Genomic DNA, 19,308 nt, shown 5'->3' with positions numbered 1-19,308 from the left:
ATGTTTGCGGAACCGAAAGGTTCCGCACTCTCCAGCCCGTACTCCAGACACCCGGTTATCCCGGGTGTTTTCTTTTGAGGCGACGAACGATGATCAATCGCTATCTGTTTGAAGTCATTTTCAGCGCGGTAACCCTGTGCGGAGCGATCGTCGGTTGGGAACTGTTTTTGGCCGGCAGCTTTCTGTAATTATTGCGCCGCGGCGGTTTCGTGCAAATGCCGCCAGCCGAGCGCGTTGGGCTGACGTTCAAAGACCACCGTGGAATAGCGCAGCGTGGCGCTTTGCCCCGGCAGGCTCTGCTTTTCCCGGTAGCTGACTACCGCGCCCGTCGGCCATTTGGCCACCAGCTTCATCTCTTCTATCACGATTTCCAATCCCGGTTTGGCGGCGCGATGCGCGCGGAAAAAGGCGCACAGCGCGGTGAAATCCAGCGGAGCGCCGCTCAGCGCGATCATGCTGAAATCCGGCGTAAAGCGCGCCAGCAGCGCCTGCTCTTCTCCAGCCCCTTTGCCCAACCAGCGTTCAATGGCGATGTGGGCGTCGATCACTTCGGTAAAATACGGGTTCATAAAGCATCCTGTTGAGCGTTGAGTTGGCGCACGATGGCGCGGTTGGCGAGGCGCAGGCACAGCAACAGCGGGATAAATACGCTGGCGCCCGCCAGAATGAAGCAGGTTCGGTAGGCCGCCGCGGGCGGCAACACGGTTAGCAGCAGATTCAGCAGCAGGCTGAGCAGCGCCACGCCGAGGCAAAAACTGAGCTGGCGATTGATGTTCCACAGCGCGCTGGCGTCCGCCAGCTGAGCGTCGGGGATCTGCAGGAACGCGCTGCTCTGCGCGGTGCTGCTGCACAGGCTGCCGCCAAATCCCATCAGGGCGAAGGCGGCGATCTGCAACGCGTGTTGCCCGGCCTGGTCGATCTGCGCCAGCGTCAGCATGCCGGCGCCTTGCAACAGGCAGCCGGCGATCAGCAGCGGCCGCGGGCCGAGGCGGTTAAAGGTCTTGCCGGTCAGCGTGATGGCCAGGAACGACGCCAGCGCCCAGGGCAGCATCAGGCCGCCGACCTGTGCGGCGGGCATCCCCAGCTGGTTTTGCAGATACAGCATCGCCACCAGGCTGACGCCGATGAACAGGCCGGGAATGAACAAATAAACCGCCATGGCGTTGCGCAGCAGCGGATCGCCGACCAGCCGCAGGTTCAGCAACGGTTGCGGGGTGCGCAGGCTATGGCGCAGATAGTACGCCAGCACCAGCAGGCCGGCGGCCAACAGCGCCGCACCGGAAACCTGATGGCCGGCCTCGCTCAGCCGGGTCAGGCCGAGCAGCAGCAGCGTCAGCGCCGCGCAGGCGCTCAGCAACCCTTTGCCGTCGAGCGGTTTGCGCGCCGTCGCCGACGTTTCCGCGCGCAGCCACCGCGCCGCCAGCGCCAGGGCCAGGGCCGCCAGCGGCAGGTTGGCGAAAAACACCCAGCGCCAGTCCAGCCGATCGACGAGCCAGCCGCCCAGCGCCGGTGACAGCGCCGGCGCCAGCAACCCAACCAACATGATGGCCGCCGACAGCCCGGCGCGTTCATGGCTGCGGTACAGCTGATAGGTCAGCGTTTGGCCGATGGGGATCAGCAAGCCGCCGCCCATGCCCTGCAGGGTGCGCCAGCCGATCAGCGCGCCGATGCTGTCGGCGTTGCCGGCGCCGAAGGTGGCCAGCATGAACAGCGCCAGCGACAGCAGGAACACCCGCCGCCCACCGATGCGCTGCGCCAGCCAGGCGCTGAGCGGGATCACCAGCGTCAGGCCGAGAATATAGCCGTTGCTGACCCACGCCAGTTGGCTGACCGACGCCCGCATCGCCTGGCCGATGGCGGGGTAGGCGACGTTGGCGATAAACATATTGATCAGATCGACGAAAAAGCCGAGCAGATAGACGATTGCCACTTTGCTGCGATAAGACATGGTGCCTCCGGTTGAAGGCGAGCAGTGTATCGGGGGGAAAAGTGCGGATAAATCGGCGGCGGGCGATTACACTGTCAAAATTATTTTGACAATAAGGGCGGCGAAATGCTGAATTTGCAGCGCCTGGCGATCTTCGCGGCGGTGGTGGAAGCGGGCAGCTTTACCGCGGCGGCGGCGGCGCTGGGGCAAACCAAGGCGGTGGTGAGTTTTAACGTCAAACAGCTGGAGAATGAGCTGGGGGTGTCACTGCTGGCACGCAGCACCCGGCGGCTGTCGCTGACCGACGCCGGCGAACGCTTCTACCAGCGCAGCCTGCAGCTGCTGCAGGAGGCGGAAAACGTGCTGGACGACGTGCGTCGCGATCATCACGGCCTGAGCGGCGTGCTGCGCATCACCAGCACGCCGGAGTACGGCGCGCAGGTGGTGGTGCCGGCGCTGGCGGCATTTTCGCGGCAGCATCCGCGGCTGCGCATCCAGCATGTCTCTTCTTCTTATCATGCCGATCTGATCTCGGAGCGCTTCGACGTGGCGATCCGCCTGGGCCAGCTGGCGGATTCCAGCCACCGCGCGGCGCTGATCGACAGCTTCGCCATTTTTCCGGTGGCGTCGCCGGGTTACCTGGCCGACCGACCGATTCATTCGCTGACGGATCTGGCGCAGGCGCAGTGGATCGCCCACAGCCGGCTCAGTTCACCGCTCAGCTGGCAGGTGGCCACGCCGCAGCGCGAAGCGGTGCTGTTCAAGGTCGCGGACGCTGCCACGCTCACCGGCGACAGCGCCGCGGCATTGCTGGCGTTCGCCCTGCATGGCGCCGGGGTGGCGCTGCTGCCGGCGTGGCTGGCGCAGCCCGAAATCGACGCCGGCCGGCTGCAACGGTTGCTGCCGGATCACCGTTTCCCCGAGCAGAGCATCTATGCGCTCTACCCGAACACCCGTCACGTGCCGGAAAAGGTGCGGGCGTTTATCGATTTTCTGCGCGCGCGGGTGGCGGCAAAATCGTTAGCGAAATAATAATTCGTTATAACTCTCTCATTTATCATCAGATCCCATCGGGGTATGCTGGCAATCTCTGTCTACCCCGTCCGATGCGAGCCACCTTCGATGACCGCAGAAAATAACCTCCAACTGAACCGACGCATTCTGTCCGTGGTGATGTTCACCTTCGTCTGCTACCTGACCATCGGCCTGCCGCTGGCGGTGCTGCCGGGATTTGTGCATGAGCATCTGGGCTACAACTCGGTGCTGGCGGGCCTTATCATCAGCGCGCAGTACTTCGCCACGCTGTTCAGCCGCCCGCACGCCGGGCGCTATGCCGATCAGCTGGGGCCGAAGAAGGTGGTGCTGTTTGGCCTGGCGTGCTGCGGTGCCAGCGGCCTGTTTTACGCGCTGGCGTTCGGCGTTGACGATTACCCGTGGCTCAGCCTGCTGTTGCTGTGCGTGGGGAGGGTGTTTCTCGGCGTCGGCGAAAGCTTCGCCAGCACCGGTTCCACGCTGTGGGGCATCGGCCGGGTCGGAGCGATGCACACGGCGCGGGTGATTTCCTGGAACGGCGTTGCCACCTACGGGGCGATGGCGGCCGGGGCGCCGCTCGGCGTGTACCTGAATCAGCAGTGGGGATTGGCCGGGGTGGCGGCGCTGATCGTGCTGGCGGTCGCGGTGGCGCTGCTGTTGGCGAGCGGCAAGCCGGACGTCTCGATCGCCGCCGGGCAACGCATCGCCTTTCGCGCGGTGTTCGGTCGCATTTGGGCCTATGGTCTCGGGCTGGCGATGGGCACCGTCGGCTTCGGCGTGATCGCCACGTTCATTACCCTTTACTACGCCGACAAAGGTTGGAGCGGCGCGGCGTTTTCGCTGACGCTGTTCAGCTGCGCCTTCGTCGGCATCCGCCTGATCTTCAGCAACGTCATCAACCGCCACGGCGGTCTGAAGGTGACGCTGGCGTCGTTTCTGGTCGAGATCGTCGGGCTGCTGTTGATCTGGCAGGCCGGTGAGCCCTGGATGGTGCAAACCGGCGCGTTGCTGGCCGGTGCCGGTTTCTCGCTGGTGTTCCCGGCGCTGGGCGTCGAGGCGGTGAAACAGGTGCCGCCGCAGAATCAGGGCACGGCGCTCGGCACCTATTCGGCGTTCCTCGACCTGGCGCTGGGCATCACCGGCCCGCTGGCCGGGCTGCTGATTGGGCAAGCGGGCGTGCCGTCGATCTATCTGGCGGCGGCGCTGCTGGTGGCGCTCGGTGTGTTGCTCACTCTGCGCCTGCTGCAGCGCAGCCGGCGCTGATTCAGGAATAGTCCGAAACCCGGATTCCTCCCCAGAAAATCATTGTTTCGGTGAATGATTACGGTAAGGTCGCTCAGCGGTCCAGAATGAGAGGAGGAATCGATGTATTTACGGCCGGATGAAGTGGCTAAAGTGTTGGAGAATACCGGCTTTGAGCGTGATTATGTCACCGATCAGGCCTATGGCTACCGCAAGGGTGCGCACTACGTGTATGTGAACCGCGAAGCGCGGATGGGCAGAACCGCGTTGGTGATCCACCCGGCGTTGAAAGAGAGAAGCGTGCATTTCGCCACGCCAACCTCCCCGGTGCGCACCAGCGAGCAGTATCTGGAGTTTCCCCTGGATTTAAGCGGCGACGCCCCGAACCTGCGTTACGGCATCGCACACGGCTTCAGCTCGCGCGAAGCGCTGTCGCGCTACCTCTTCAGCATGTTCCTGTAATCGGTCCCCCGCCTTGGGGGACGCGATCAGCCGTGGGCCAACGCTTCGCGGTTGAAACGCTCGTTGTAGGCGCGGCGGAACTGCGCCAGTTCAAACGCATCGATATCCAGCTCGGCGAAGTAAAACAGCGCCGCTTCGGTGTGCTCGGCGTGCAGCTCCGGCGACAGCCCGGCGCGCAGCAGCACGTCGCGCCACAGGGCAATCTGTTCGTCGTCCGCCTGTTTGATGAACGTCAGGTAGATGAACAGCAGATAAGCCGCCTGGTGCATCTCTTCGGTGTAGCCGTTGTTCAGCATGCGGATAAAGGTCTGGCTTTGGCGGCCGCCCATTTCCTGGATCATCGATTCGATCAGCATTGGTTTGACCCTCAGCAGATGGGCCAGCGAATCGATGGCTTTGCGGGTGTCGGACGTCAGGATGCGGTAACCGATAATGAATACGACGATCAGGGCGGCGAGGATGATCCAGGTCATTTAGGCTTTATTACACTCTCAATACGCCAGAAGAGGGGCGGGAGGCGCTGTGCGACAGCGCCCGCTATCAATGCTGTTCGCCGCTGAAATTACCGACCGCGCTCTGTTGGCGCAGGTGGTGATTGAAGGTGGCCGCGTCTTTGGCCAGCGCGTCCAGATGGGCGCCGAGCATTTTGATCTGCTTCACCAGCGCATGCTGTTCCGGCACCGAGCTGGCGGTGCTCAGCTTGCGCGCCAGTTGTTCATTCTGCGCCCGCAGCGCGGCTTCGCGCTGTTTGGCTTCTTCCAGCAGTTGCTGCAGCGCCTGGTAGCTCTGCTGCCATTCGCGGTGTTGCCGTTCGAAGCTGCTCTGCAACTCATTCATCGCATTTTGAAACTGGATTTCCAGCTCGCGCATTGTCATGGGCTCGATCCTTTGCGGCACTCAATGATGGCTTAGCAGTATAGCGAAAACTGTTCGCAAGCTCACCCGTTGACGACAAATGAGACAAATGCCGCTGACAATTCCCGGCTTGCAACCGTGGCAAGGCGTCTTACAATCGACCCCATTCCCGGCCGTAAAGGCTGCCGTTCAAGAGAGGTGGAAGATGAGCGAGCAGGAAAAAGACTTTTTTGAACAGGCGATGGCGGACGTGGTGCCGCTGGCGAGCGGACGGCAGACGCTGTACCTCAAGCCGCAGGAGGCGGTGGACAAAAGCGCGCGGCGCGAAGCGCAGCGGCTGATGCAGGAAAACTTCCTCAGCACCGACTTTCTCGAGGTGATCCCCTGCGAACAGCCGCTGGAGTTCAAAGGGGAAGGCATTCAACAGGGCGTGCTGGACAAGCTGCGCAACGGCCGTTACCCGCCGCAGGCGTCGCTGAACCTGCTGCGTCAGTCGGTCGAAGCCAGCCGGCAGGCGCTGTTTCGCTTCATCGTGCAGGCGGAGGCACAAAATTTGCGTTCGCTGCTGATCGTGCACGGCCGCGGGCGGCAGAACGAAAGCCATCCGAATATCGTGCGCAGTTACGTCGCCAAATGGCTGGCGCAGTTTGAACAGGTGCAGGCGTTTTGCCGCGCCTTACCGCGCGACGGCGGCGAGGGCGCCTGCTATGTCACGCTGCGTAAATCGGCGCAGGCCAAGGCGGAAAACTTTGAGCGCCACGCCAAGCGCAGCCGTTGAAGGAATAGCCGAAATAAAATGGCCGGCGAATATCGCCGGCCATCGATGAATTATTTATTAAATATTTTATAGTCCAGCGAATAACGGCCGGCGCCGGTTACCGCCAGCAACAGCAAGCCGCCAATGATGCTGATGTTTTTAAAGAAGTTGATTTCGTTGCCCATCATTTCCATGCCGGTCATTTTCCAGAACGGATGGCCGATAAACGCGGTGCCCAAAACATACAGAGCGAAAATGACCGCGATAGGGCGAGTAAACAGGCCGAGAATAAGCGCGATGCCGAAAATAAACTCCACCACCACGGCAACGATCGCCGCCAAATAAGGCATCGGCGTGCCGTAGCCTTCCATCGCCGTGACGGTCGCACCGAAGTTGACCAGTTTCATCCAGCCGAAAATGATAAACAGAACCATCAGTAATATGCGGGACAGCAGAATTACGCCGTCTTTTGAGCTATCACCCATTTCGAACTCCTTAGCCACTGTCGGAATGATGTTGTCTTACTGAATAAAGATTAGAACAATTTACGTTTTTTTCTAGCGGCGACGGGCGGTTGCGCCACTTTTTTCGGTGAGCGGGACGCGTGGTGAAGCCGGCGGCATTGCCTATACTTGAGCCTGGAGCAAAAACAATAAAACAGGCAATGTGAGGCCAAAATGGACGAGGAATTGACCGCCGCCGGTTACCGCCGTTATTCCGGCGACAAGATTGACGTTTATTTTAACAGCGCGATATGCCGCCATTCCGCCAACTGTGTGCGTGGCAACGCGGCTATTTTTACCCTTAACCGCCGCCCGTGGATTATGCCGGACAATGCCGAGCCGGCCGAGGTGAAACGCGTTATCGACACCTGCCCCAGCGGCGCACTGAAATATAGGGAGAAATAATATGGATCATAAAATACTGGCAGACGAGAAGCGTTTTTATATCAATGATGAACAAGGCAAGCTGATCGCCGAGATCTCTTTCGTGCCGAGCGGCGACAAGCTGACCATTATCGATCACACCTGGGTGGATGAGTCATTGAAGGGGCAGGGCGTCGGTAAAAAGCTGGTGGCGCTGGTGGTGGAGAAAATGCGCGCGGAGCAGCGTAAAATCATTCCGCTGTGCCCGTTCGCCAAACACGAGTTCGATACCACGCCGGCCTATCAGGACATTCGCGCCTGACGCGATAACGGGGCGCGGCGCGCCCCGAGCGTTCAGCAGACGCCGAAATCGCCGTCTTCGTGGTACAGCGCCACGTCGCTGGCCTGCACCTCCGTGCGCTGCTCTTTGCCCAGTTCATTCCAGCTGCAAACCAGGGTTTCGCCGTCGATCGCCACCACGGTCATCTTTGGGCCGCCGGTGGTGCGTTGAACAAAATCACCGATATTGAATGCCATGCGTTCCTCCACAACAGATTAAACCTCACCTATTGATAACACAGAATGGCGCCGCCGTTGGCAGATGTTTCGCTATGTATTATTTTATATAGCGATTATCACCAAGGAGAGCAGACTAACATGCCGGGATTATTGATGTTTTATGTGGGCGGTACGGCGCCGGGCGCCAATATTGAGCTGCACGACGTGCAGTTCGCGGCGGCGGATCGGCCGGAAGAGGCGTATCCGCTGCTGCGTGAAAAGTGGTTCGGCGATAAGCGCAAGGTGCATGTCGACGGCTATGCGCGCATCGACTGGGCGGACGGTTACGACGTGAGCCTGGAGCCTGCGCCGTTCGCCGGTGAAGAGAAGCTGTTTTTCGTCAACGTGGGCGGCTACCGCAGCGATGAGCTGGCGGAATTGCACCAGTTCGGCCTGTTTGTGGCGCGCTCTGCCGACGAGGCGAAGGACAAAGCCAAACGGGTGCTGTTGACGGACAGCGCGCAGCAGCACAAGGATGACCTGGCTGAGGTGGACGACTGCCTGCTGCTGCAGGCGCTGCAGGGCTACCACGTGCATCTGCGGGCCAACCCGCACGGCAAACCGGCCCGGCCGCTGTGGCAGGGGTATCTGCCGATCGGCGAACCCGCGTTATAGCGCCGCCAGCGCCTGCAGCTGTTGCCGCAACCAGCGGCAGGCCTCCGGCCGGCCGTTTTTGCGGTGCAGGTAGATTTTGATCTGATACGGCGGCACCGGAAACGGCAGGGGATGGATAGCCAGCGCCGCCGCCTGCCGCAATTTTTGCGCGGCGTAGCGCGGGATGCTCATCACCAGTTCGCTGTCGGCGACGATGAACGGCGCTCCCAGCAGCGAAGGCGTGCGGATGGCGATATCGCGCTGCAGCCCCAGCTTATCGAGCTGATAGTCAATGACGCCGCGCTGTTCGTTCCACGGCGTCACCACCAGATGGCGCGCCCGCAGGTAGTTTTCCAGCGTCAGTTCGCCGTATTTGACGCTGAAGGCGGGTGAACAAATCGCCACATACTCATCCTCCAGCCAGCTCACTTCGTCGATCTCCGGGTAGCTTTCGCCGTCGGTTTCGGTAAAGCCCAGCGCGAAGTCGATGCGCCCCGCCAGCAGATCGTTCAGCGCCACTTTGCGCTCGGAATAGCGCAGCTGGAACGACAGCCCCGGCGCCAGGCGCTGCATCTGCGCCATCAGCGCGGGAAATACCGCGAAGGCGGTGTAATCGGTAATGGCGAAGGTGAAGCTCTCCCGGCTTTCGGCGGGAACGAAGCGCGGGCGCGGATGCAGCCCTTTGGCCAGCAGCGCCAGACTTTCGCTGACGGTCGGGGCCAGGCTGTCGGCATACACGGTCGGGTGCATGTCGTTGCCGACCCGGTAAAACAGCTCGTCCGCCAGCGCCTTGCGCAGCCGGATCAGCGCGTGGCTCAGCGCCGATGCGCTGAGAGCCAGCTCCGCTGCGGCGCGCGTCACCGATCGCAGCCGATACACCGCTTCGAACACCAGCAGCAGGTTGAGATCGAGGCGCTTCAAATCCAAATGCATGATATTCATTACCTGTTGATGAAAATGCAGTTCATACAGTATTTGAGGCGCGATATGCTGGCAAGCACAGTCATCAACACACTCAGGATTTGCCATGACCATTGAGATTTACCCGACGCAAAAAAGCGACGCCAAACTGATTCTGGATATGATTATCGAGCTGGCGGTGTACGAAAAGGCGCGCGAGCAGGTGCTGGCCAGCGTGGAAGATATCGAACGCAGCCTGTTTGGGCCGGGCGCCTGTTCCGAAGCGCTGATTTGTACGGTGAACGGCGAGCCGGCGGGTTATGCGGTGTTCTTTATGAGTTACTCCACCTGGCTGGGTAAAAACGGCATCTATCTGGAAGACCTGTACGTGGCGCCGAAGCATCGCGGCGCGGGCGCCGGTAAAAAGCTGCTGCGGCACATCGCCCAGCTGGCGTGCGAGCGGCAGTGCGGCCGCCTGGAGTGGAGCGTGCTGGACTGGAACCAACCGGCCATCGATTTCTACCTCAGCATCGGCGCGCAGCCGCAGGGCGAGTGGGTGCGCTATCGTATGGAAGGCGAGGCGCTGACGCACTTCGCGGCGCACGGGGTGGCGCTGCCGGCATAATAGCCGTTGGGGGGAGGCGGCCTCCCCAACTGTGGTGGTGTGAACGGTTTACTGCGGATCAATCAGGCGGGTTTGCGGGCGGCGAGAATGAAGATCATCGGGCGTTCCTGCTCTTCGTCCAGCGCCGGATTAGCGGCAATTTGCTGCGCGCTGGGGCCCCATTCGTTCAAATGCCGGATGATAAACCCTTGCTGCGCCAGCGGGTTGATATAGCCGCCGAGCGTGCGGTGCTGCTTGATGACGCCTTCCGCCAGCCAGTTGGAAACGCGCTGGCCTTCTCGTTGGTAGCCGTTCACCGGCCAGGATTTCTGTCCGTTGCCGTCGGTCAGCCAGCCCTGCTGCGCCGGGGCGGTGTAGATCGGGTGCTCGGCGGTGAAGATGAACTGCCCGCCGGGTTTCAGCGCGGCGTAAACCGTGGCGAACAGCGCGGCCAGGTTCTCGAGGTAGTGCAGCGTCAGCGAGCTGTAGACCAGATCGTAACTTTCCGGCGGCAGCTGAAGCTGCGCCAAATCCTGCCGACGATACGCGATGCCCGCGTCGGCGGTCATCTCCCGCGCTTTGGCCAGCATTTTTTCCGAGACGTCCAGCCCCAGCACGCTGGCTGCGCCCTGTTCGCGCGCGCTGCGGCAGAACCAGCCGTAGCCGCAGCCGAGATCGACCACGCTTTTGTCCTGCAAATCCGGCAGGATGCGGCGGATGGCGGGCCATTCCGGCGCGCCGTCCAGGCCGTGCTGCGAGCGGCTGAGCTGCGCATAGCCGTCGAAAAAGGCCTGATTGTCATAGATGTTTTGCGTCATGATGACTCCTTAGTGAATGACGGCGGCGGAATGCCGCTGCCATACCGTGCATATTGCTGCATAATTCTACGCTGACAACATGGATAACGGGAATGACGATGGACATGATTTCGGTGCGGCAAGTGCCCGAGCTGGCGCCGCGCGCCATTGCGTATTTTCAGCGGCACTGGGCCACGGCAGAGACGCTGATGATGTATGAAGACGCCATCAACCGCAGCCTCGGCGCCGCCAACCCGCTGCCGCAGTGGTACCTGCTGATGGAAAATGACCGGATCCTCGGCTGCGCGGGGCTCATCACCAACGACTTTATCAGCCGTGGCGAGCTGTATCCCTGGCTGTGTGCGCTCTACGTAGAGGAAACGCAGCGCGGCCGGGGCTACGGCGCCAAACTGATTGAGCATGTGGCGGCGGAAAGCCGCCGGTTGGGCTTCCCGCAGCTGCACCTGTGCACCGATCTGGAGGGCTACTACGAGCGCAGCGGCTTCGTTTATAACGGGCTCGGCTATCACCCCTGGGGCGAAGCCTCGCGGGTCTATTCGCGGGTGCTGTGATCGCCGCCGCCGGGGGCGCGTAAGACAAACCTGACTTTTCTTTCACCTCATCGCGCATCGCGGGTTACACTGGCCGCTTGTTCGCCACCGACCGGGTTAATTCGCCGCTGCGATGAGAGTGCCACGCCAGCTACAGCAACGCTTTACCGCCTGCATCGCCATTATGGCGGTGCTGTTGCTGTTTGTGGCGCCGGTGGTGTCGAAATCGCTGATGCACCACCCGATGATGGGCGGCATGATGCAAACGGACGCCGCTATGCCGCATGACATGCACGCGATGGCGATGCCCGCCGCCGAGCATGTCGGCCACCACGGCATGGATCCTGCGGAAATGATTTTCTGCGGCTATTGCGAGCTGCTGATCCACGTGCCGCTGCTGCTGTGGACATTCGTCCCGCTGCTGTGGCTGATGGCGCGCATCGCGCGCCTGCCTAGCGCCCCGCGCATCGTTTCTCCACCCATTCGGCGCCTTGTTCTGCGGCCGAGCCCGCGCGGGCCGCCCGGCCAACCGTTTTTCCCTATTGCTTGATCATGGGTAACGCCGTCCGTATCGCTGCGGATGGTTTGCCTGCGCGCACAGTTTGAAAAACGAGAAAGGCCATGTCTTCAATAACCAAAACTCCACCTGCCGCATCGCCGCGTGGCGCGATGCTGAACCTGATCAGACGGCTGCATTTTTATATCGGCCTGCTGGTCGCTCCTTTTATTCTGGTCGCTGCATTGACCGGCACGCTGTATGTGTTGACGCCGCAGCTTGAAGAGGCGCTGTATCGCGATGCGCTTTTCACCGAACCGCACGGGCAGGCGAGATCGCTGGCCGACCAGATCGCCGCCGCCCGCCGCGCGATGGGTGACGAGGCGCGCATTTACGCCGTGCGCCCGGCACCCGGCGCAATGGACACCACGCGCGTACAGTTCGCGGGCGCCGATCTGGGCGCTTCTGAGTCGCGCGCGCTGTTTGTCGATCCTTATACCCTGGCGATCAAGGGCGATATGACGGTGTACGGCACCTCCGGCGTGCTGCCGCTGCGCACCTGGCTGGACAAGTTGCACAGCAGCCTGCTGCTTGGCGATCTGGGGCGCAACTACAGCGAGCTGGCGGCCTCCTGGCTGTGGGTGGCCGCGCTGGGCGGCGTGGCGCTGTGGCTGGCGACGCGGCCGAAGCGCAAGCTGAAAAGGGCGAAAGGGGGCTTCGCCGCCAGCCGCCATTGGCATATCACGCTGGGTGTGGCGCTGCTGGCCGGGCTGCTGTTCTTCTCGGCTACCGGGCTGACCTGGTCGCAGTGGGCCGGCGGCAACATCGACGCGCTGCGGGCCAACCTGGGCTGGCTGACGCCGCAGGTCAACACCAGCCTGCAGGCCGATACGCCGCAGACGCCGGCCGATCCGCACGCCGAGCACCGCGGGATGATGGCGGGCATGAAGATGGCCCCAGCCGCGCAGAGCAATGCGCTGAACGGCGACTGGGATCGGGCGCTGTACGCCGCGCGCGCCGCTGGAATAGACGCCGCCAAGGTCGAGCTGCGCCAGCCGAAAGGCGAGGGCAAAGCCTGGACGGTGACCGAAGTGGATCGCAGCTGGCCGACGCAGGTGGACGCGGTTGCCATCGCGCCGCAAAGCTTCGCCGTCGTCGACCAGCTGCGGTTCGACACTTTCCCGCTGATCGCCAAGCTGACCCGCTGGGGCATCGACGCCCACATGGGCATTCTGTTCGGCTTGCCGAATCAGCTGCTGCTGGCGGCGTTCGGCCTTGGGCTGTGCTTGATGATTGCGCTGGGTTACCGCATGTGGTGGAGTCGCCGCCCGGCGGCGGGGGCGCAGCATCCGGTGCATACGCTGGTTGCCGCCTGGCTGGCGCTTTCCCTGCCGGCGCGTGCCGGCACGCTGCTGGTGGCAGCGGCGCTGGGTTATTGCCTGCCGGTGATGGGCGTGAGCCTCGCGGCGTTGCTGCTGGTGGACGTGTGGCGCTGGCGCGGCCAACGGCAAGGCCACCGGGACGAAATGCCGGAAGCGGCCGCCCGCCGTGCCGAGGTGCGCAAGTTCCGCGCGGCGGTGGCGACGGTGGCGGTGGCGGTCGGCTGCGTGATGGGCCGAGCGATCCTCGGCGGCACCGTCGAGCAATTCCAGCTGCCGATCGGCGCCTGGAGCGCCCAGATGGTGATCATGCAGAGCCTGATGGTGCTGCTGTATACGCTGGTGTTCACCCTGCTGCTTTCCATTCCGCTGTGGTATTTCTTCCTGGGGGAGAAAGAGGGGCGGTGAGGCATTTTGCGCCGACGCAAAGCATTCAACCCCGCTGCGGCGGGGTTTTTCTTGGTTACATCAGCCGGTGGGCGTGCAGCTTAACGCTCTCCATGATGCTGTCCATCGTCACCTGCACGCGGTGCGGCAACACGCCGCGCCGGCGGTAAATCAGGTAGGCTTGCATATCGATGCCGCGCTCGCGCGCCAGGCAGGGCAGCAGTGTGCCGGCATCCAGCTCGGCGGCGACGGAATAGTACGGGGCGTAGACGATGCCCAGGCCCTGTTTGGCCAGCTCGATCGCCGGCAGAATGTTATCGCAAACGCTGGCGCCGTTGATCTCGACCTGCACCAACTCCCCCTGCGCACTGTAGCCGCTCCAGGTATTGCGAATGCCGCCCAGCATGCGCAAGGTAATGCAGCGATGCTGCGGCAGTTCATCCAGCGCTGTCAGCGGCGAGCGGGCGATGTAATCCGGTGCGGCGAACAGCCCGACGCGAAAACGGGTGAAGGGCCTGGCGATCAGGCTTTCGTTTTGCGGCTGAAAAAAGCTGATCAGCAAATCGCAGTCGCTGTCGAACACTGCGCCGTACTTTTTCTCGCGTTCATCGGGATTGCGGGTCACCAGATCGACAGTCAGCGCCGGTGCAGCGTGCAGCAGCGGCGGCAGTAAATAACGGGCCAGGAAAGCGTGGATGCCTATCGGCGCGCCGAGCGTGACCATGCCGTTCAGGCTGCGTTTATAGGTGCCGGACATATCGAGCAGATCGCTGTGTTCGTCCAGCAACTGTGAGGCGCGCCGCAAGAATTGTTCGCCGAATTCAGTCAGCGCCAGGGTACGCGGGCCGCGCAGGAACAGTTCCAACCCAAGCCGCCGTTCCAGCGCGGTGAGGGTGCGCGACACGTTAGACTGCGGCATGTCCAACAGCTGCGCCGCTTTGCTGACGCTCGCCGTTTCGGCAATGACGCGGACAATCCTGAGTTCTTCAATGCGGAAGTCTTTCTCTTTCACTGGCCGGCTCTTGTGAGTTTGTATATCAAAAATGATATACACCTTTGGCGGCATTGTCATATGACTTATCGCGGACGGGTGGGTATCATTCGATTTGATTATTTGCTATTCACCAAAATAAAGAGAAACCCGTCAATGAAAGTGACAAGAGCGGTTATTTTGCCTGCGCTGTTATTACTGGCCGCGTGCTCTTCCGCCGTGACCGAAAAAGAAAAATACTCGACCTTTCTGACCAATTATAACGATATCAATAAAGGTCAATGCGCGTCCGGCAAAGACGTTTTATATTGGAAGGATAAGAACGTCGATTTTTCCCGTTATCAATATTTGGTTTATCAACCGATGATCTATTTCCCGCGGCCGAAGCCGAGCGAGATGGTGAGCCAGCGTTCACTCGACAATATTCTGAACTATACCAACCAGCAGTTTAAGCAGGCGATGGGCACCCACTTTACGCTGGTGGACATGCCGCGCGAGCATACGCTGATTTTCCGCGGCGCCATCACGGCGATCGACACTCAGAAGAAAGGGCTGCAGATCTATGAAGTCTTGCCGATCACCCTGCTGATTGCCGCGACGCAAAGCGTGACCGGGCACCGCACCATGGAGAGCGCGGTCTATATGGAAGGCGAGTTTATCGATGCGGCGACTAATCAGCCGGTCATTAAAGTGGTGCGCAAGGCTTCAGGGGAAAATCTCAATAACGAGAAAGCGCAGCTTAAAGTCACCGACGTGAAGAATGCCATCGATACCATCGCCAACGATATCAGACAATATAACACGCTATAAACCTCGTTTATTTTCGTTATTCTCAGCCAGGACTTTACATGTTTCTTAACTATTTCGCTTTAGGCGTACTGATCGCGGTATTCCTGATTTTATTTTACGGCGTCATTATTATTCATGACATTCCCTATTTGCTGGCCAAAAAACGCCGGCACCCCCATCAAGATGCGATTCACGTTGCCGGTTGGGTCAGCCTGTTTACGCTGCACGCTATTTGGCCGCTGCTGTGGATCTGGGCAACGCTCTATCGGCCGGAACGCGGCTGGGGCATGAGTGAGAAGGCAGAACCTTCAACGGATCTGCAGGCGCGCATCGCGCTGCTCGAAGCCGAATTGCAACGCCTGCAGGAAAAGCCGACGGCGGTTCTCGGCCCCACGGTAAGTTGAGCGTAGCCTATGGATTTGCTCATTATTCTCAGCTACGTGGCGCTGAGCTACGGCGTATTTAAACTGTTTCGCATTCCGGTCAACAAATGGACCGTGCCGACCGCCGTGCTTGGCGGGATCGTTATCGTCGGCGCGTTGATTCTGACGATGAACTACAACCATCCGTACAGCGATCGGGCGCAGAAGATCGCCGTGTCGGTGCCGATGGTGCCGCAGGTCTCGGGCATGATCGTTGAGGTGACGGAGAAAACCAACGTGCTGCTGCGCAAAGGCGAGGTGCTGTTCCGTCTTGACGACAGCCGCTACCGTGCGCGGCTCACCAGGCTGGAGGCAGATCTGGCCGGGGCCGAGGCGGAGATCAGAACGCGCCGGGCGGCGCTCAGCGAGTCCGCCGCCAACGTGCAGCGGGCGAACGCGGAGTACGAGCGTGCCCGTAAGGACTACCAGCGCTATGCGAAAGGGGCGGCGATGCCGGTCAACCCGTTCTCGGAGCAGGACGTCAGCCATGCGCAGCAGCAGTACCAGGCGCAATCCGCGGCGCTGCAGGCGGCGAAAGCTCAGTTCCAACAGGAACAGGCGCGGTTGTCCGGGCGCTATGACGGCGAAGACGCCACGATAGCCAGCCTGAAATCGCAAATTGCCGAGGCGCGTTACAACCTGGAACAAACGGTGGTGCGTGCGCCGAGCGACGGGTATGTCACGCAGGTGCTGGCGCGGCCGGGCACGGCGGCGGTTCGCCTGCCGTTCAAACCGGTGATGATCTTTATCCCGCAGCAAAAGCGCCAGGTGGTGGCGGTGTTCCGCCAGAACGCCATCCTGCGCTTGGCGCAGGGGGACCAGGCCGAGGTGGTGTTCAACGGCTTGCCGGGACAGGTTTACGGCGGCACCGTAAGCCGGGTGTTGCCGGCGATACCGGACGGCAGCTACCAGGCCAGCGGCGCACTGCAGGGCCTGAGCGCCACGCCGGGCCGGGAAGGGGTGTACGTGATGATTGACCTGGCGGCCAACCCGGATCTGGCTCACTTGCCCGACGGCGTGAGCGCTCAGGCGGCGGTCTATACCGGGCACTTCGAGCACGTCTCCGTGATGCGCAAAGTGCTGCTGCGCATGACCAGCTGGCTGCATTATCTTTATCTGGATCACTAGCCTGCATTGGCCCGGAACAGCCCGGGCCGTGGGGCGAGCCTTCGGAATACGCCAAACACAAAAAAGCCCGCAACCGAAGTTGTGGGCTTTTTCGCTATTATCGCCGGGTCTATCTGGTTCACTGGCGACGTATTTGGTGGAGCTGGCGGGAGTTGAACCCGCGTCCGAAATTACTACACCGTCGGCACTACATGCTTAGTCCAATCTTTACATTCGCCGGCCAGCTGCGGATGGACACGCTACTGACAGACTAGCCTGATTGAGTTTAACGCTTCAGCCCCAGGCAGGACATCCACGCGATCTCTTTTGGGTTTGACCTCTCTTGATCCCCGTCCTAAGAGCGGAGGCTAGGGAGAGAGGGCTCTAAGCAGGGTATTAAGCTGCTAAAGCGTAGTTTTCGTCGTTTGCGACTATTTTTTTGCGGCTTTTTACGAGGCCAACCGCCCCTCGGCATGCTCCTAGGGCTTCGCAAATCCCGTCGAATCCAGAATCAGCCCCAAGTAACTTTGTGCAGTATACCAGAAGTCTACTTCGATAAGCCAGCGGCTTAACGATTGGCGTGCTTCATGATACGGGCTTTCGCCGTCTGCCATTCGCGATCTTTGATGTCATCGCGTTTGTCGTGCTCTTTCTTGCCTTTGGCTACGCCGATCTTGATCTTGCTCCAGGCATTTTTCCAATACAGGGACAAGGCCACCACGGTGTAGCCATCGCGGTTGACGCGGCCGAGCAGGGTATCCAGCTCGCGTCGTTTCAGCAGCAGTTTACGGGTACGCGTCGGATCGCACACCACATGCGACGAAGCCACGTTGAGCGGGGTGATGGTGGCGCCAAACAGATAGGCTTCACCGTCACGGAACGTCACGTAGCTGTCGCTGAGGTTGGCTTTGCCTGCACGCAGCGATTTAACTTCCCACCCTTGCAGCGACAGGCCCGCCTCGAACTCTTCTTCAATGAAGTATTCGAAACGCGCGCGCTTGTTTTGAGCAATGGTGGCGGAACCGGGTTTGTGTGCTTTTTTCTTTGTCATAGTGCGTTCATTATACTGGATGCTTCAGCGAAAGAAATCCTTTCCCGTTCAGCACCTGCGCAATTTTTCGCATTTTTGGCGCCCTCATCCCTTAGCAGATTTTTTGTTTGCCGCCAGATAAATGGTATTATCTGTACGTTTTATGTCTCACAGGAAATGATATGCCCCAGATCAGTCGGTCTGCATTAGTGCCGTTCAGCGCCGAGCAGATGTATCAGTTGGTTAACGATGTTCACTCTTATCCCGATTTTCTGCCAGGTTGCACCGGCAGCCGGGTGCTTAACGCTACCTCCAACGAAATGACCGCCGCGGTGGACGTCGCCAAGGCCGGTATCAGCAAGACCTTCACCACGCGCAATACGCTGCTGGATAACCAGAGCATCAATATGCAGCTGGTCGATGGCCCGTTCCGCAAGCTGATGGGCGGTTGGCAGTTCACGCCGCTGAGCGAAGAGGCCTGCAAGGTGGAGCTGCACCTGGACTTCGAGTTCACCAACAAACTGATTGAGCTGGCGTTCGGCAAAGTGTTCAAGGAGCTGGCGGGCAACATGGTGCAGGCATTCACCCAGCGGGCGAAAGAGGTCTACAGTGTCTGACATCCAGGTCGAGGTGGTGTACGCCTTGCCGGAGCGCCAGTACCTGCGCAAGGTGAAGCTGGCCGAGGGCAGCAGCGTCGAGCAAGCGATCCAGGCTTCGGGCCTGCTGGAGCTGCGCCAGGATATCGATCTCAAGAGCAACAAAATCGGCATCTACAGCCGCCCGGCCAAGCTGGGCGATACGCTGAACGACGGCGACCGGGTGGAGATCTACCGGCCGCTGATAGCCGATCCGAAAGAGCTGCGCCGGCAACGGGCAGAAAAGGCAAAAAAATAAGGCGCTATAAGCGCCTTATTTTTTTATCTGAAACTGATTTTCTCTTCCGCGTTGCAGCCTGCGACTGTCATGAGGAACAGCATGCCCCCTCATGGGCCGGAAGAGCGGCGCCGATTACTTGGTCAGCGCCGGTTTGTTCTGGATATCGGTCAACACGCCTGCGCTGTCGAAGGTCAGCGTCAGCGTCTGCTGGGTGATGTCTTCATGGCCAGGCTGCTGGCGGAACACATAGAACCACGTCTGAGTCCCGAACGGGTCTTGCAGCATTGGGGTGCCCAATGTGTAAGCGACCTGTTGCTGGGTCATCCCTTTCTGAATTTTCGCCACGTCGGTCGACGTCAGGTAGTTCCCCTGGTTGATGTCAGGACGATAAACCACCTTTTCAAAAGTAGAACAGCCTGCAGTCAGCATCACAAGAACTACAGCGGCGGCAGTCAGCGTTTTACAGCGCATAGTAATCACATTCCTTTAGGGCATAGGATGCCGATGATAATAGACCTTGCGGCAGTTGGAAACCTTTATACCCTTCATCTTTCAAGTTGCGACGCGTTGGCTTTCTTTCAGCACCTCAAGCGCTTGGCCTGTTTCAGGCCGTTGAGGAGGCTTAGGATCGCCGCCGCGCCGCACTTTAGATATCTTTCGGGTTAACAGCGTCACTGTCAGACCGC

Annotated in this window: 27 protein-coding genes and 1 other RNA gene; 16 read left to right on the top strand and 12 right to left on the bottom strand. The window is 60.6% G+C overall.

Annotated elements, in window-relative coordinates:
- Positions 1-188: 188 nt before the first annotated feature.
- Both ACJ8HN_RS19580 and ACJ8HN_RS19575 read right to left on the bottom strand, forming a co-directional pair.
- Entirely contained in the window at positions 189-569 is a 381-nt protein-coding gene (locus ACJ8HN_RS19580) for a DUF4440 domain-containing protein (protein WP_442523839.1), read from the bottom strand.
- Positions 566-1,948 carry an MFS transporter gene (locus ACJ8HN_RS19575; protein WP_442523838.1) on the bottom strand — a complete coding sequence of 461 codons (1,383 nt, stop codon included), beginning with the start codon at positions 1,946-1,948 and terminating at the stop codon, positions 566-568. The genes ACJ8HN_RS19580 and ACJ8HN_RS19575 overlap by 4 nt, the downstream gene beginning before the upstream one ends.
- A gap of 105 nt (positions 1,949-2,053) precedes the next feature.
- Between ACJ8HN_RS19575 and ACJ8HN_RS19570 the strand changes: the two genes are divergently transcribed.
- From ACJ8HN_RS19570 to ACJ8HN_RS19560, 3 genes are all read left to right on the top strand, one after another.
- The gene (locus ACJ8HN_RS19570; protein WP_049200821.1) at positions 2,054-2,959 is read left to right on the top strand and encodes a LysR family transcriptional regulator; all 906 of its coding nucleotides are present in this window, start codon (positions 2,054-2,056) and stop codon (positions 2,957-2,959) included.
- A gap of 90 nt (positions 2,960-3,049) precedes the next feature.
- Positions 3,050-4,222 (top strand): MFS transporter, encoded by a 1,173-nt coding sequence (locus tag ACJ8HN_RS19565; RefSeq protein WP_442523837.1) that lies wholly within the window; start codon positions 3,050-3,052, stop codon positions 4,220-4,222.
- A 102-nt stretch (positions 4,223-4,324) separates the two neighbouring features.
- On the top strand, positions 4,325-4,663 hold the full coding sequence (locus tag ACJ8HN_RS19560; RefSeq protein WP_038872785.1) for a DUF2002 family protein: 339 nt from the start codon (positions 4,325-4,327) through the stop codon (positions 4,661-4,663).
- Positions 4,664-4,689: 26 nt separating this feature from the next.
- Here the strand turns inward: ACJ8HN_RS19560 and ACJ8HN_RS19555 are convergent, their stop codons facing one another.
- Together ACJ8HN_RS19555 and ACJ8HN_RS19550 are read right to left on the bottom strand one after the other, a co-directional pair.
- On the bottom strand, positions 4,690-5,136 hold the full coding sequence (locus tag ACJ8HN_RS19555; protein ID WP_025303978.1) for a DUF1198 family protein: 447 nt from the start codon (positions 5,134-5,136) through the stop codon (positions 4,690-4,692).
- A gap of 67 nt (positions 5,137-5,203) precedes the next feature.
- Positions 5,204-5,539 (bottom strand): MbeD/MobD family mobilization/exclusion protein, encoded by a 336-nt coding sequence (locus ACJ8HN_RS19550; protein WP_004928976.1) that lies wholly within the window; start codon positions 5,537-5,539, stop codon positions 5,204-5,206.
- A 184-nt stretch (positions 5,540-5,723) separates the two neighbouring features.
- On the opposite strand from ACJ8HN_RS19550, the gene smrA reads away from it, so the two are divergent.
- On the top strand, positions 5,724-6,296 hold the full coding sequence (gene smrA, locus ACJ8HN_RS19545; RefSeq protein ID WP_038872783.1) for a DNA endonuclease SmrA: 573 nt from the start codon (positions 5,724-5,726) through the stop codon (positions 6,294-6,296).
- Positions 6,297-6,346: 50 nt separating this feature from the next.
- Here smrA and ACJ8HN_RS19540 read toward each other — a convergent pair whose 3' ends face one another.
- Positions 6,347-6,760: a DoxX family protein gene (locus ACJ8HN_RS19540; RefSeq protein WP_016929826.1), complete on the bottom strand. Its 414-nt coding sequence runs from the start codon at positions 6,758-6,760 to the stop codon at positions 6,347-6,349.
- 192 nt (positions 6,761-6,952) lie between these two features.
- On the opposite strand from ACJ8HN_RS19540, the gene ACJ8HN_RS19535 reads away from it, so the two are divergent.
- Both ACJ8HN_RS19535 and ACJ8HN_RS19530 read left to right on the top strand, forming a co-directional pair.
- On the top strand, positions 6,953-7,183 hold the full coding sequence (locus ACJ8HN_RS19535) for a (4Fe-4S)-binding protein (RefSeq protein ID WP_025303975.1): 231 nt from the start codon (positions 6,953-6,955) through the stop codon (positions 7,181-7,183).
- Between the two features lies 1 nt (position 7,184).
- Complete coding sequence (locus tag ACJ8HN_RS19530; RefSeq protein WP_025303974.1) at positions 7,185-7,463, top strand: GNAT family N-acetyltransferase; 279 nt, start codon at positions 7,185-7,187, stop codon at positions 7,461-7,463.
- A 32-nt stretch (positions 7,464-7,495) separates the two neighbouring features.
- On the opposite strand, the gene ACJ8HN_RS19525 is transcribed toward ACJ8HN_RS19530, so the two are convergent.
- On the bottom strand, positions 7,496-7,678 hold the full coding sequence (locus ACJ8HN_RS19525; protein WP_025303973.1) for a YodC family protein: 183 nt from the start codon (positions 7,676-7,678) through the stop codon (positions 7,496-7,498).
- Between the two features lie 120 nt (positions 7,679-7,798).
- Between ACJ8HN_RS19525 and ACJ8HN_RS19520 the strand changes: the two genes are divergently transcribed.
- Entirely contained in the window at positions 7,799-8,314 is a 516-nt protein-coding gene (locus tag ACJ8HN_RS19520) for a DUF1543 domain-containing protein (protein WP_033649790.1), read from the top strand.
- Here the strand turns inward: ACJ8HN_RS19520 and ACJ8HN_RS19515 are convergent.
- A complete protein-coding gene (locus tag ACJ8HN_RS19515; protein ID WP_442523836.1) occupies positions 8,309-9,235 on the bottom strand; it encodes a LysR substrate-binding domain-containing protein in 927 nt (308 codons plus the stop codon). The two genes, ACJ8HN_RS19520 and ACJ8HN_RS19515, sit on opposite strands and share 6 nt — an antisense overlap.
- An 85-nt stretch (positions 9,236-9,320) precedes the next feature.
- On the opposite strand from ACJ8HN_RS19515, the gene ACJ8HN_RS19510 reads away from it, so the two are divergent.
- Positions 9,321-9,818 carry a GNAT family N-acetyltransferase gene (locus ACJ8HN_RS19510; RefSeq protein WP_442523835.1) on the top strand — a complete coding sequence of 166 codons (498 nt, stop codon included), beginning with the start codon at positions 9,321-9,323 and terminating at the stop codon, positions 9,816-9,818.
- A 62-nt stretch (positions 9,819-9,880) separates the two neighbouring features.
- On the opposite strand, the gene ACJ8HN_RS19505 is transcribed toward ACJ8HN_RS19510, so the two are convergent.
- Positions 9,881-10,615, bottom strand: coding sequence for a class I SAM-dependent methyltransferase (locus ACJ8HN_RS19505; protein WP_442523834.1), 735 nt, complete (start codon positions 10,613-10,615; stop codon positions 9,881-9,883).
- A 98-nt stretch (positions 10,616-10,713) separates the two neighbouring features.
- Between ACJ8HN_RS19505 and ACJ8HN_RS19500 the strand changes: the two genes are divergently transcribed.
- The 3 genes from ACJ8HN_RS19500 to ACJ8HN_RS19490 all read left to right on the top strand — a co-directional run bounded on the left by ACJ8HN_RS19500 (position 10,714) and on the right by ACJ8HN_RS19490 (position 13,428).
- Positions 10,714-11,166, top strand: a complete 453-nt coding sequence (locus ACJ8HN_RS19500) for a GNAT family N-acetyltransferase (RefSeq protein WP_442523833.1) — start codon at positions 10,714-10,716, stop codon at positions 11,164-11,166.
- A 112-nt stretch (positions 11,167-11,278) separates the two neighbouring features.
- The gene (locus tag ACJ8HN_RS19495; RefSeq protein WP_442523832.1) at positions 11,279-11,695 is read left to right on the top strand and encodes a DUF2946 domain-containing protein; all 417 of its coding nucleotides are present in this window, start codon (positions 11,279-11,281) and stop codon (positions 11,693-11,695) included.
- A gap of 71 nt (positions 11,696-11,766) precedes the next feature.
- Complete coding sequence (locus tag ACJ8HN_RS19490) at positions 11,767-13,428, top strand: DUF2534 family protein (protein ID WP_442523831.1); 1,662 nt, start codon at positions 11,767-11,769, stop codon at positions 13,426-13,428.
- A 55-nt stretch (positions 13,429-13,483) separates the two neighbouring features.
- Here ACJ8HN_RS19490 and ACJ8HN_RS19485 read toward each other — a convergent pair whose 3' ends face one another.
- Entirely contained in the window at positions 13,484-14,419 is a 936-nt protein-coding gene (locus tag ACJ8HN_RS19485) for a LysR family transcriptional regulator (protein WP_442523830.1), read from the bottom strand.
- 135 nt (positions 14,420-14,554) lie between these two features.
- On the opposite strand from ACJ8HN_RS19485, the gene ACJ8HN_RS19480 reads away from it, so the two are divergent.
- The 3 genes from ACJ8HN_RS19480 to ACJ8HN_RS19470 are packed head-to-tail and all read left to right on the top strand — an operon-like array spanning position 14,555 to position 16,737.
- Positions 14,555-15,208: a DUF3313 domain-containing protein gene (locus ACJ8HN_RS19480; protein ID WP_442523829.1), complete on the top strand. Its 654-nt coding sequence runs from the start codon at positions 14,555-14,557 to the stop codon at positions 15,206-15,208.
- A gap of 38 nt (positions 15,209-15,246) precedes the next feature.
- Entirely contained in the window at positions 15,247-15,591 is a 345-nt protein-coding gene (locus ACJ8HN_RS19475) for a DUF3302 domain-containing protein (protein WP_442523828.1), read from the top strand.
- A gap of 9 nt (positions 15,592-15,600) precedes the next feature.
- The gene (locus ACJ8HN_RS19470) at positions 15,601-16,737 is read left to right on the top strand and encodes an HlyD family secretion protein (RefSeq protein ID WP_041036389.1); all 1,137 of its coding nucleotides are present in this window, start codon (positions 15,601-15,603) and stop codon (positions 16,735-16,737) included.
- 134 nt (positions 16,738-16,871) lie between these two features.
- Here the strand turns inward: ACJ8HN_RS19470 and ssrA are convergent.
- Both ssrA and smpB read right to left on the bottom strand, forming a co-directional pair.
- Positions 16,872-17,235, bottom strand: a transfer-messenger RNA (tmRNA) gene (ssrA, locus tag ACJ8HN_RS19465).
- A 49-nt stretch (positions 17,236-17,284) separates the two neighbouring features.
- Positions 17,285-17,767, bottom strand: coding sequence for an SsrA-binding protein SmpB (gene smpB, locus ACJ8HN_RS19460; protein ID WP_033654311.1), 483 nt, complete (start codon positions 17,765-17,767; stop codon positions 17,285-17,287).
- A 161-nt stretch (positions 17,768-17,928) separates the two neighbouring features.
- On the opposite strand from smpB, the gene ACJ8HN_RS19455 reads away from it, so the two are divergent.
- Together ACJ8HN_RS19455 and ACJ8HN_RS19450 are read left to right on the top strand one after the other, a co-directional pair.
- Positions 17,929-18,363, top strand: coding sequence for a type II toxin-antitoxin system RatA family toxin (locus ACJ8HN_RS19455; RefSeq protein WP_033648948.1), 435 nt, complete (start codon positions 17,929-17,931; stop codon positions 18,361-18,363).
- Positions 18,356-18,640: an RnfH family protein gene (locus ACJ8HN_RS19450; protein WP_004929098.1), complete on the top strand. Its 285-nt coding sequence runs from the start codon at positions 18,356-18,358 to the stop codon at positions 18,638-18,640. The genes ACJ8HN_RS19455 and ACJ8HN_RS19450 overlap by 8 nt, the downstream gene beginning before the upstream one ends.
- Before the next feature lie 114 nt (positions 18,641-18,754).
- On the opposite strand, the gene bamE is transcribed toward ACJ8HN_RS19450, so the two are convergent.
- Positions 18,755-19,093 carry an outer membrane protein assembly factor BamE gene (gene bamE, locus ACJ8HN_RS19445; RefSeq protein WP_004929101.1) on the bottom strand — a complete coding sequence of 113 codons (339 nt, stop codon included), beginning with the start codon at positions 19,091-19,093 and terminating at the stop codon, positions 18,755-18,757.
- Between the last annotated feature and the right edge of the window lie 215 nt (positions 19,094-19,308).

It is taken from the genome of Serratia sp. CY29653, from assembly GCF_052169255.1.
GTDB lineage: Bacteria > Pseudomonadota > Gammaproteobacteria > Enterobacterales > Enterobacteriaceae > Serratia > Serratia sarumanii.
Note: the sequence above shows the minus strand (reverse complement) of the source record. Positions and strands in the feature narration are given on the sequence as shown.

What these genes read in the sequence shown, in the direction of transcription:
- ACJ8HN_RS19540 (WP_016929826.1), bottom strand. Translation starts at nt 6,760, where the DNA reads ATGGGTGATAGCTCAAAAGACGGCGTAATTCTGCTGTCCCGCATATTA.
- ACJ8HN_RS19560 (WP_038872785.1), top strand. Translation starts at nt 4,325, where the DNA reads ATGTATTTACGGCCGGATGAAGTGGCTAAAGTGTTGGAGAATACCGGC.
- ACJ8HN_RS19515 (WP_442523836.1), bottom strand. Translation starts at nt 9,235, where the DNA reads ATGAATATCATGCATTTGGATTTGAAGCGCCTCGATCTCAACCTGCTG.
- ACJ8HN_RS19510 (WP_442523835.1), top strand. Translation starts at nt 9,321, where the DNA reads ATGACCATTGAGATTTACCCGACGCAAAAAAGCGACGCCAAACTGATT.
- ACJ8HN_RS19570 (WP_049200821.1), top strand. Translation starts at nt 2,054, where the DNA reads ATGCTGAATTTGCAGCGCCTGGCGATCTTCGCGGCGGTGGTGGAAGCG.
- ACJ8HN_RS19500 (WP_442523833.1), top strand. Translation starts at nt 10,714, where the DNA reads ATGGACATGATTTCGGTGCGGCAAGTGCCCGAGCTGGCGCCGCGCGCC.
- smrA (WP_038872783.1), top strand. Translation starts at nt 5,724, where the DNA reads ATGAGCGAGCAGGAAAAAGACTTTTTTGAACAGGCGATGGCGGACGTG.
- bamE (WP_004929101.1), bottom strand. Translation starts at nt 19,093, where the DNA reads ATGCGCTGTAAAACGCTGACTGCCGCCGCTGTAGTTCTTGTGATGCTG.
- ACJ8HN_RS19455 (WP_033648948.1), top strand. Translation starts at nt 17,929, where the DNA reads ATGCCCCAGATCAGTCGGTCTGCATTAGTGCCGTTCAGCGCCGAGCAG.
- ACJ8HN_RS19580 (WP_442523839.1), bottom strand. Translation starts at nt 569, where the DNA reads ATGAACCCGTATTTTACCGAAGTGATCGACGCCCACATCGCCATTGAA.
- ACJ8HN_RS19575 (WP_442523838.1), bottom strand. Translation starts at nt 1,948, where the DNA reads ATGTCTTATCGCAGCAAAGTGGCAATCGTCTATCTGCTCGGCTTTTTC.
- ACJ8HN_RS19480 (WP_442523829.1), top strand. Translation starts at nt 14,555, where the DNA reads ATGAAAGTGACAAGAGCGGTTATTTTGCCTGCGCTGTTATTACTGGCC.
- smpB (WP_033654311.1), bottom strand. Translation starts at nt 17,767, where the DNA reads ATGACAAAGAAAAAAGCACACAAACCCGGTTCCGCCACCATTGCTCAA.
- ACJ8HN_RS19495 (WP_442523832.1), top strand. Translation starts at nt 11,279, where the DNA reads ATGAGAGTGCCACGCCAGCTACAGCAACGCTTTACCGCCTGCATCGCC.
- ACJ8HN_RS19475 (WP_442523828.1), top strand. Translation starts at nt 15,247, where the DNA reads ATGTTTCTTAACTATTTCGCTTTAGGCGTACTGATCGCGGTATTCCTG.
- ACJ8HN_RS19470 (WP_041036389.1), top strand. Translation starts at nt 15,601, where the DNA reads ATGGATTTGCTCATTATTCTCAGCTACGTGGCGCTGAGCTACGGCGTA.
- ACJ8HN_RS19525 (WP_025303973.1), bottom strand. Translation starts at nt 7,678, where the DNA reads ATGGCATTCAATATCGGTGATTTTGTTCAACGCACCACCGGCGGCCCA.
- ACJ8HN_RS19535 (WP_025303975.1), top strand. Translation starts at nt 6,953, where the DNA reads ATGGACGAGGAATTGACCGCCGCCGGTTACCGCCGTTATTCCGGCGAC.
- ACJ8HN_RS19555 (WP_025303978.1), bottom strand. Translation starts at nt 5,136, where the DNA reads ATGACCTGGATCATCCTCGCCGCCCTGATCGTCGTATTCATTATCGGT.
- ACJ8HN_RS19530 (WP_025303974.1), top strand. Translation starts at nt 7,185, where the DNA reads ATGGATCATAAAATACTGGCAGACGAGAAGCGTTTTTATATCAATGAT.
- ACJ8HN_RS19505 (WP_442523834.1), bottom strand. Translation starts at nt 10,615, where the DNA reads ATGACGCAAAACATCTATGACAATCAGGCCTTTTTCGACGGCTATGCG.
- ACJ8HN_RS19490 (WP_442523831.1), top strand. Translation starts at nt 11,767, where the DNA reads ATGTCTTCAATAACCAAAACTCCACCTGCCGCATCGCCGCGTGGCGCG.
- ACJ8HN_RS19520 (WP_033649790.1), top strand. Translation starts at nt 7,799, where the DNA reads ATGCCGGGATTATTGATGTTTTATGTGGGCGGTACGGCGCCGGGCGCC.
- ACJ8HN_RS19565 (WP_442523837.1), top strand. Translation starts at nt 3,050, where the DNA reads ATGACCGCAGAAAATAACCTCCAACTGAACCGACGCATTCTGTCCGTG.
- ACJ8HN_RS19550 (WP_004928976.1), bottom strand. Translation starts at nt 5,539, where the DNA reads ATGACAATGCGCGAGCTGGAAATCCAGTTTCAAAATGCGATGAATGAG.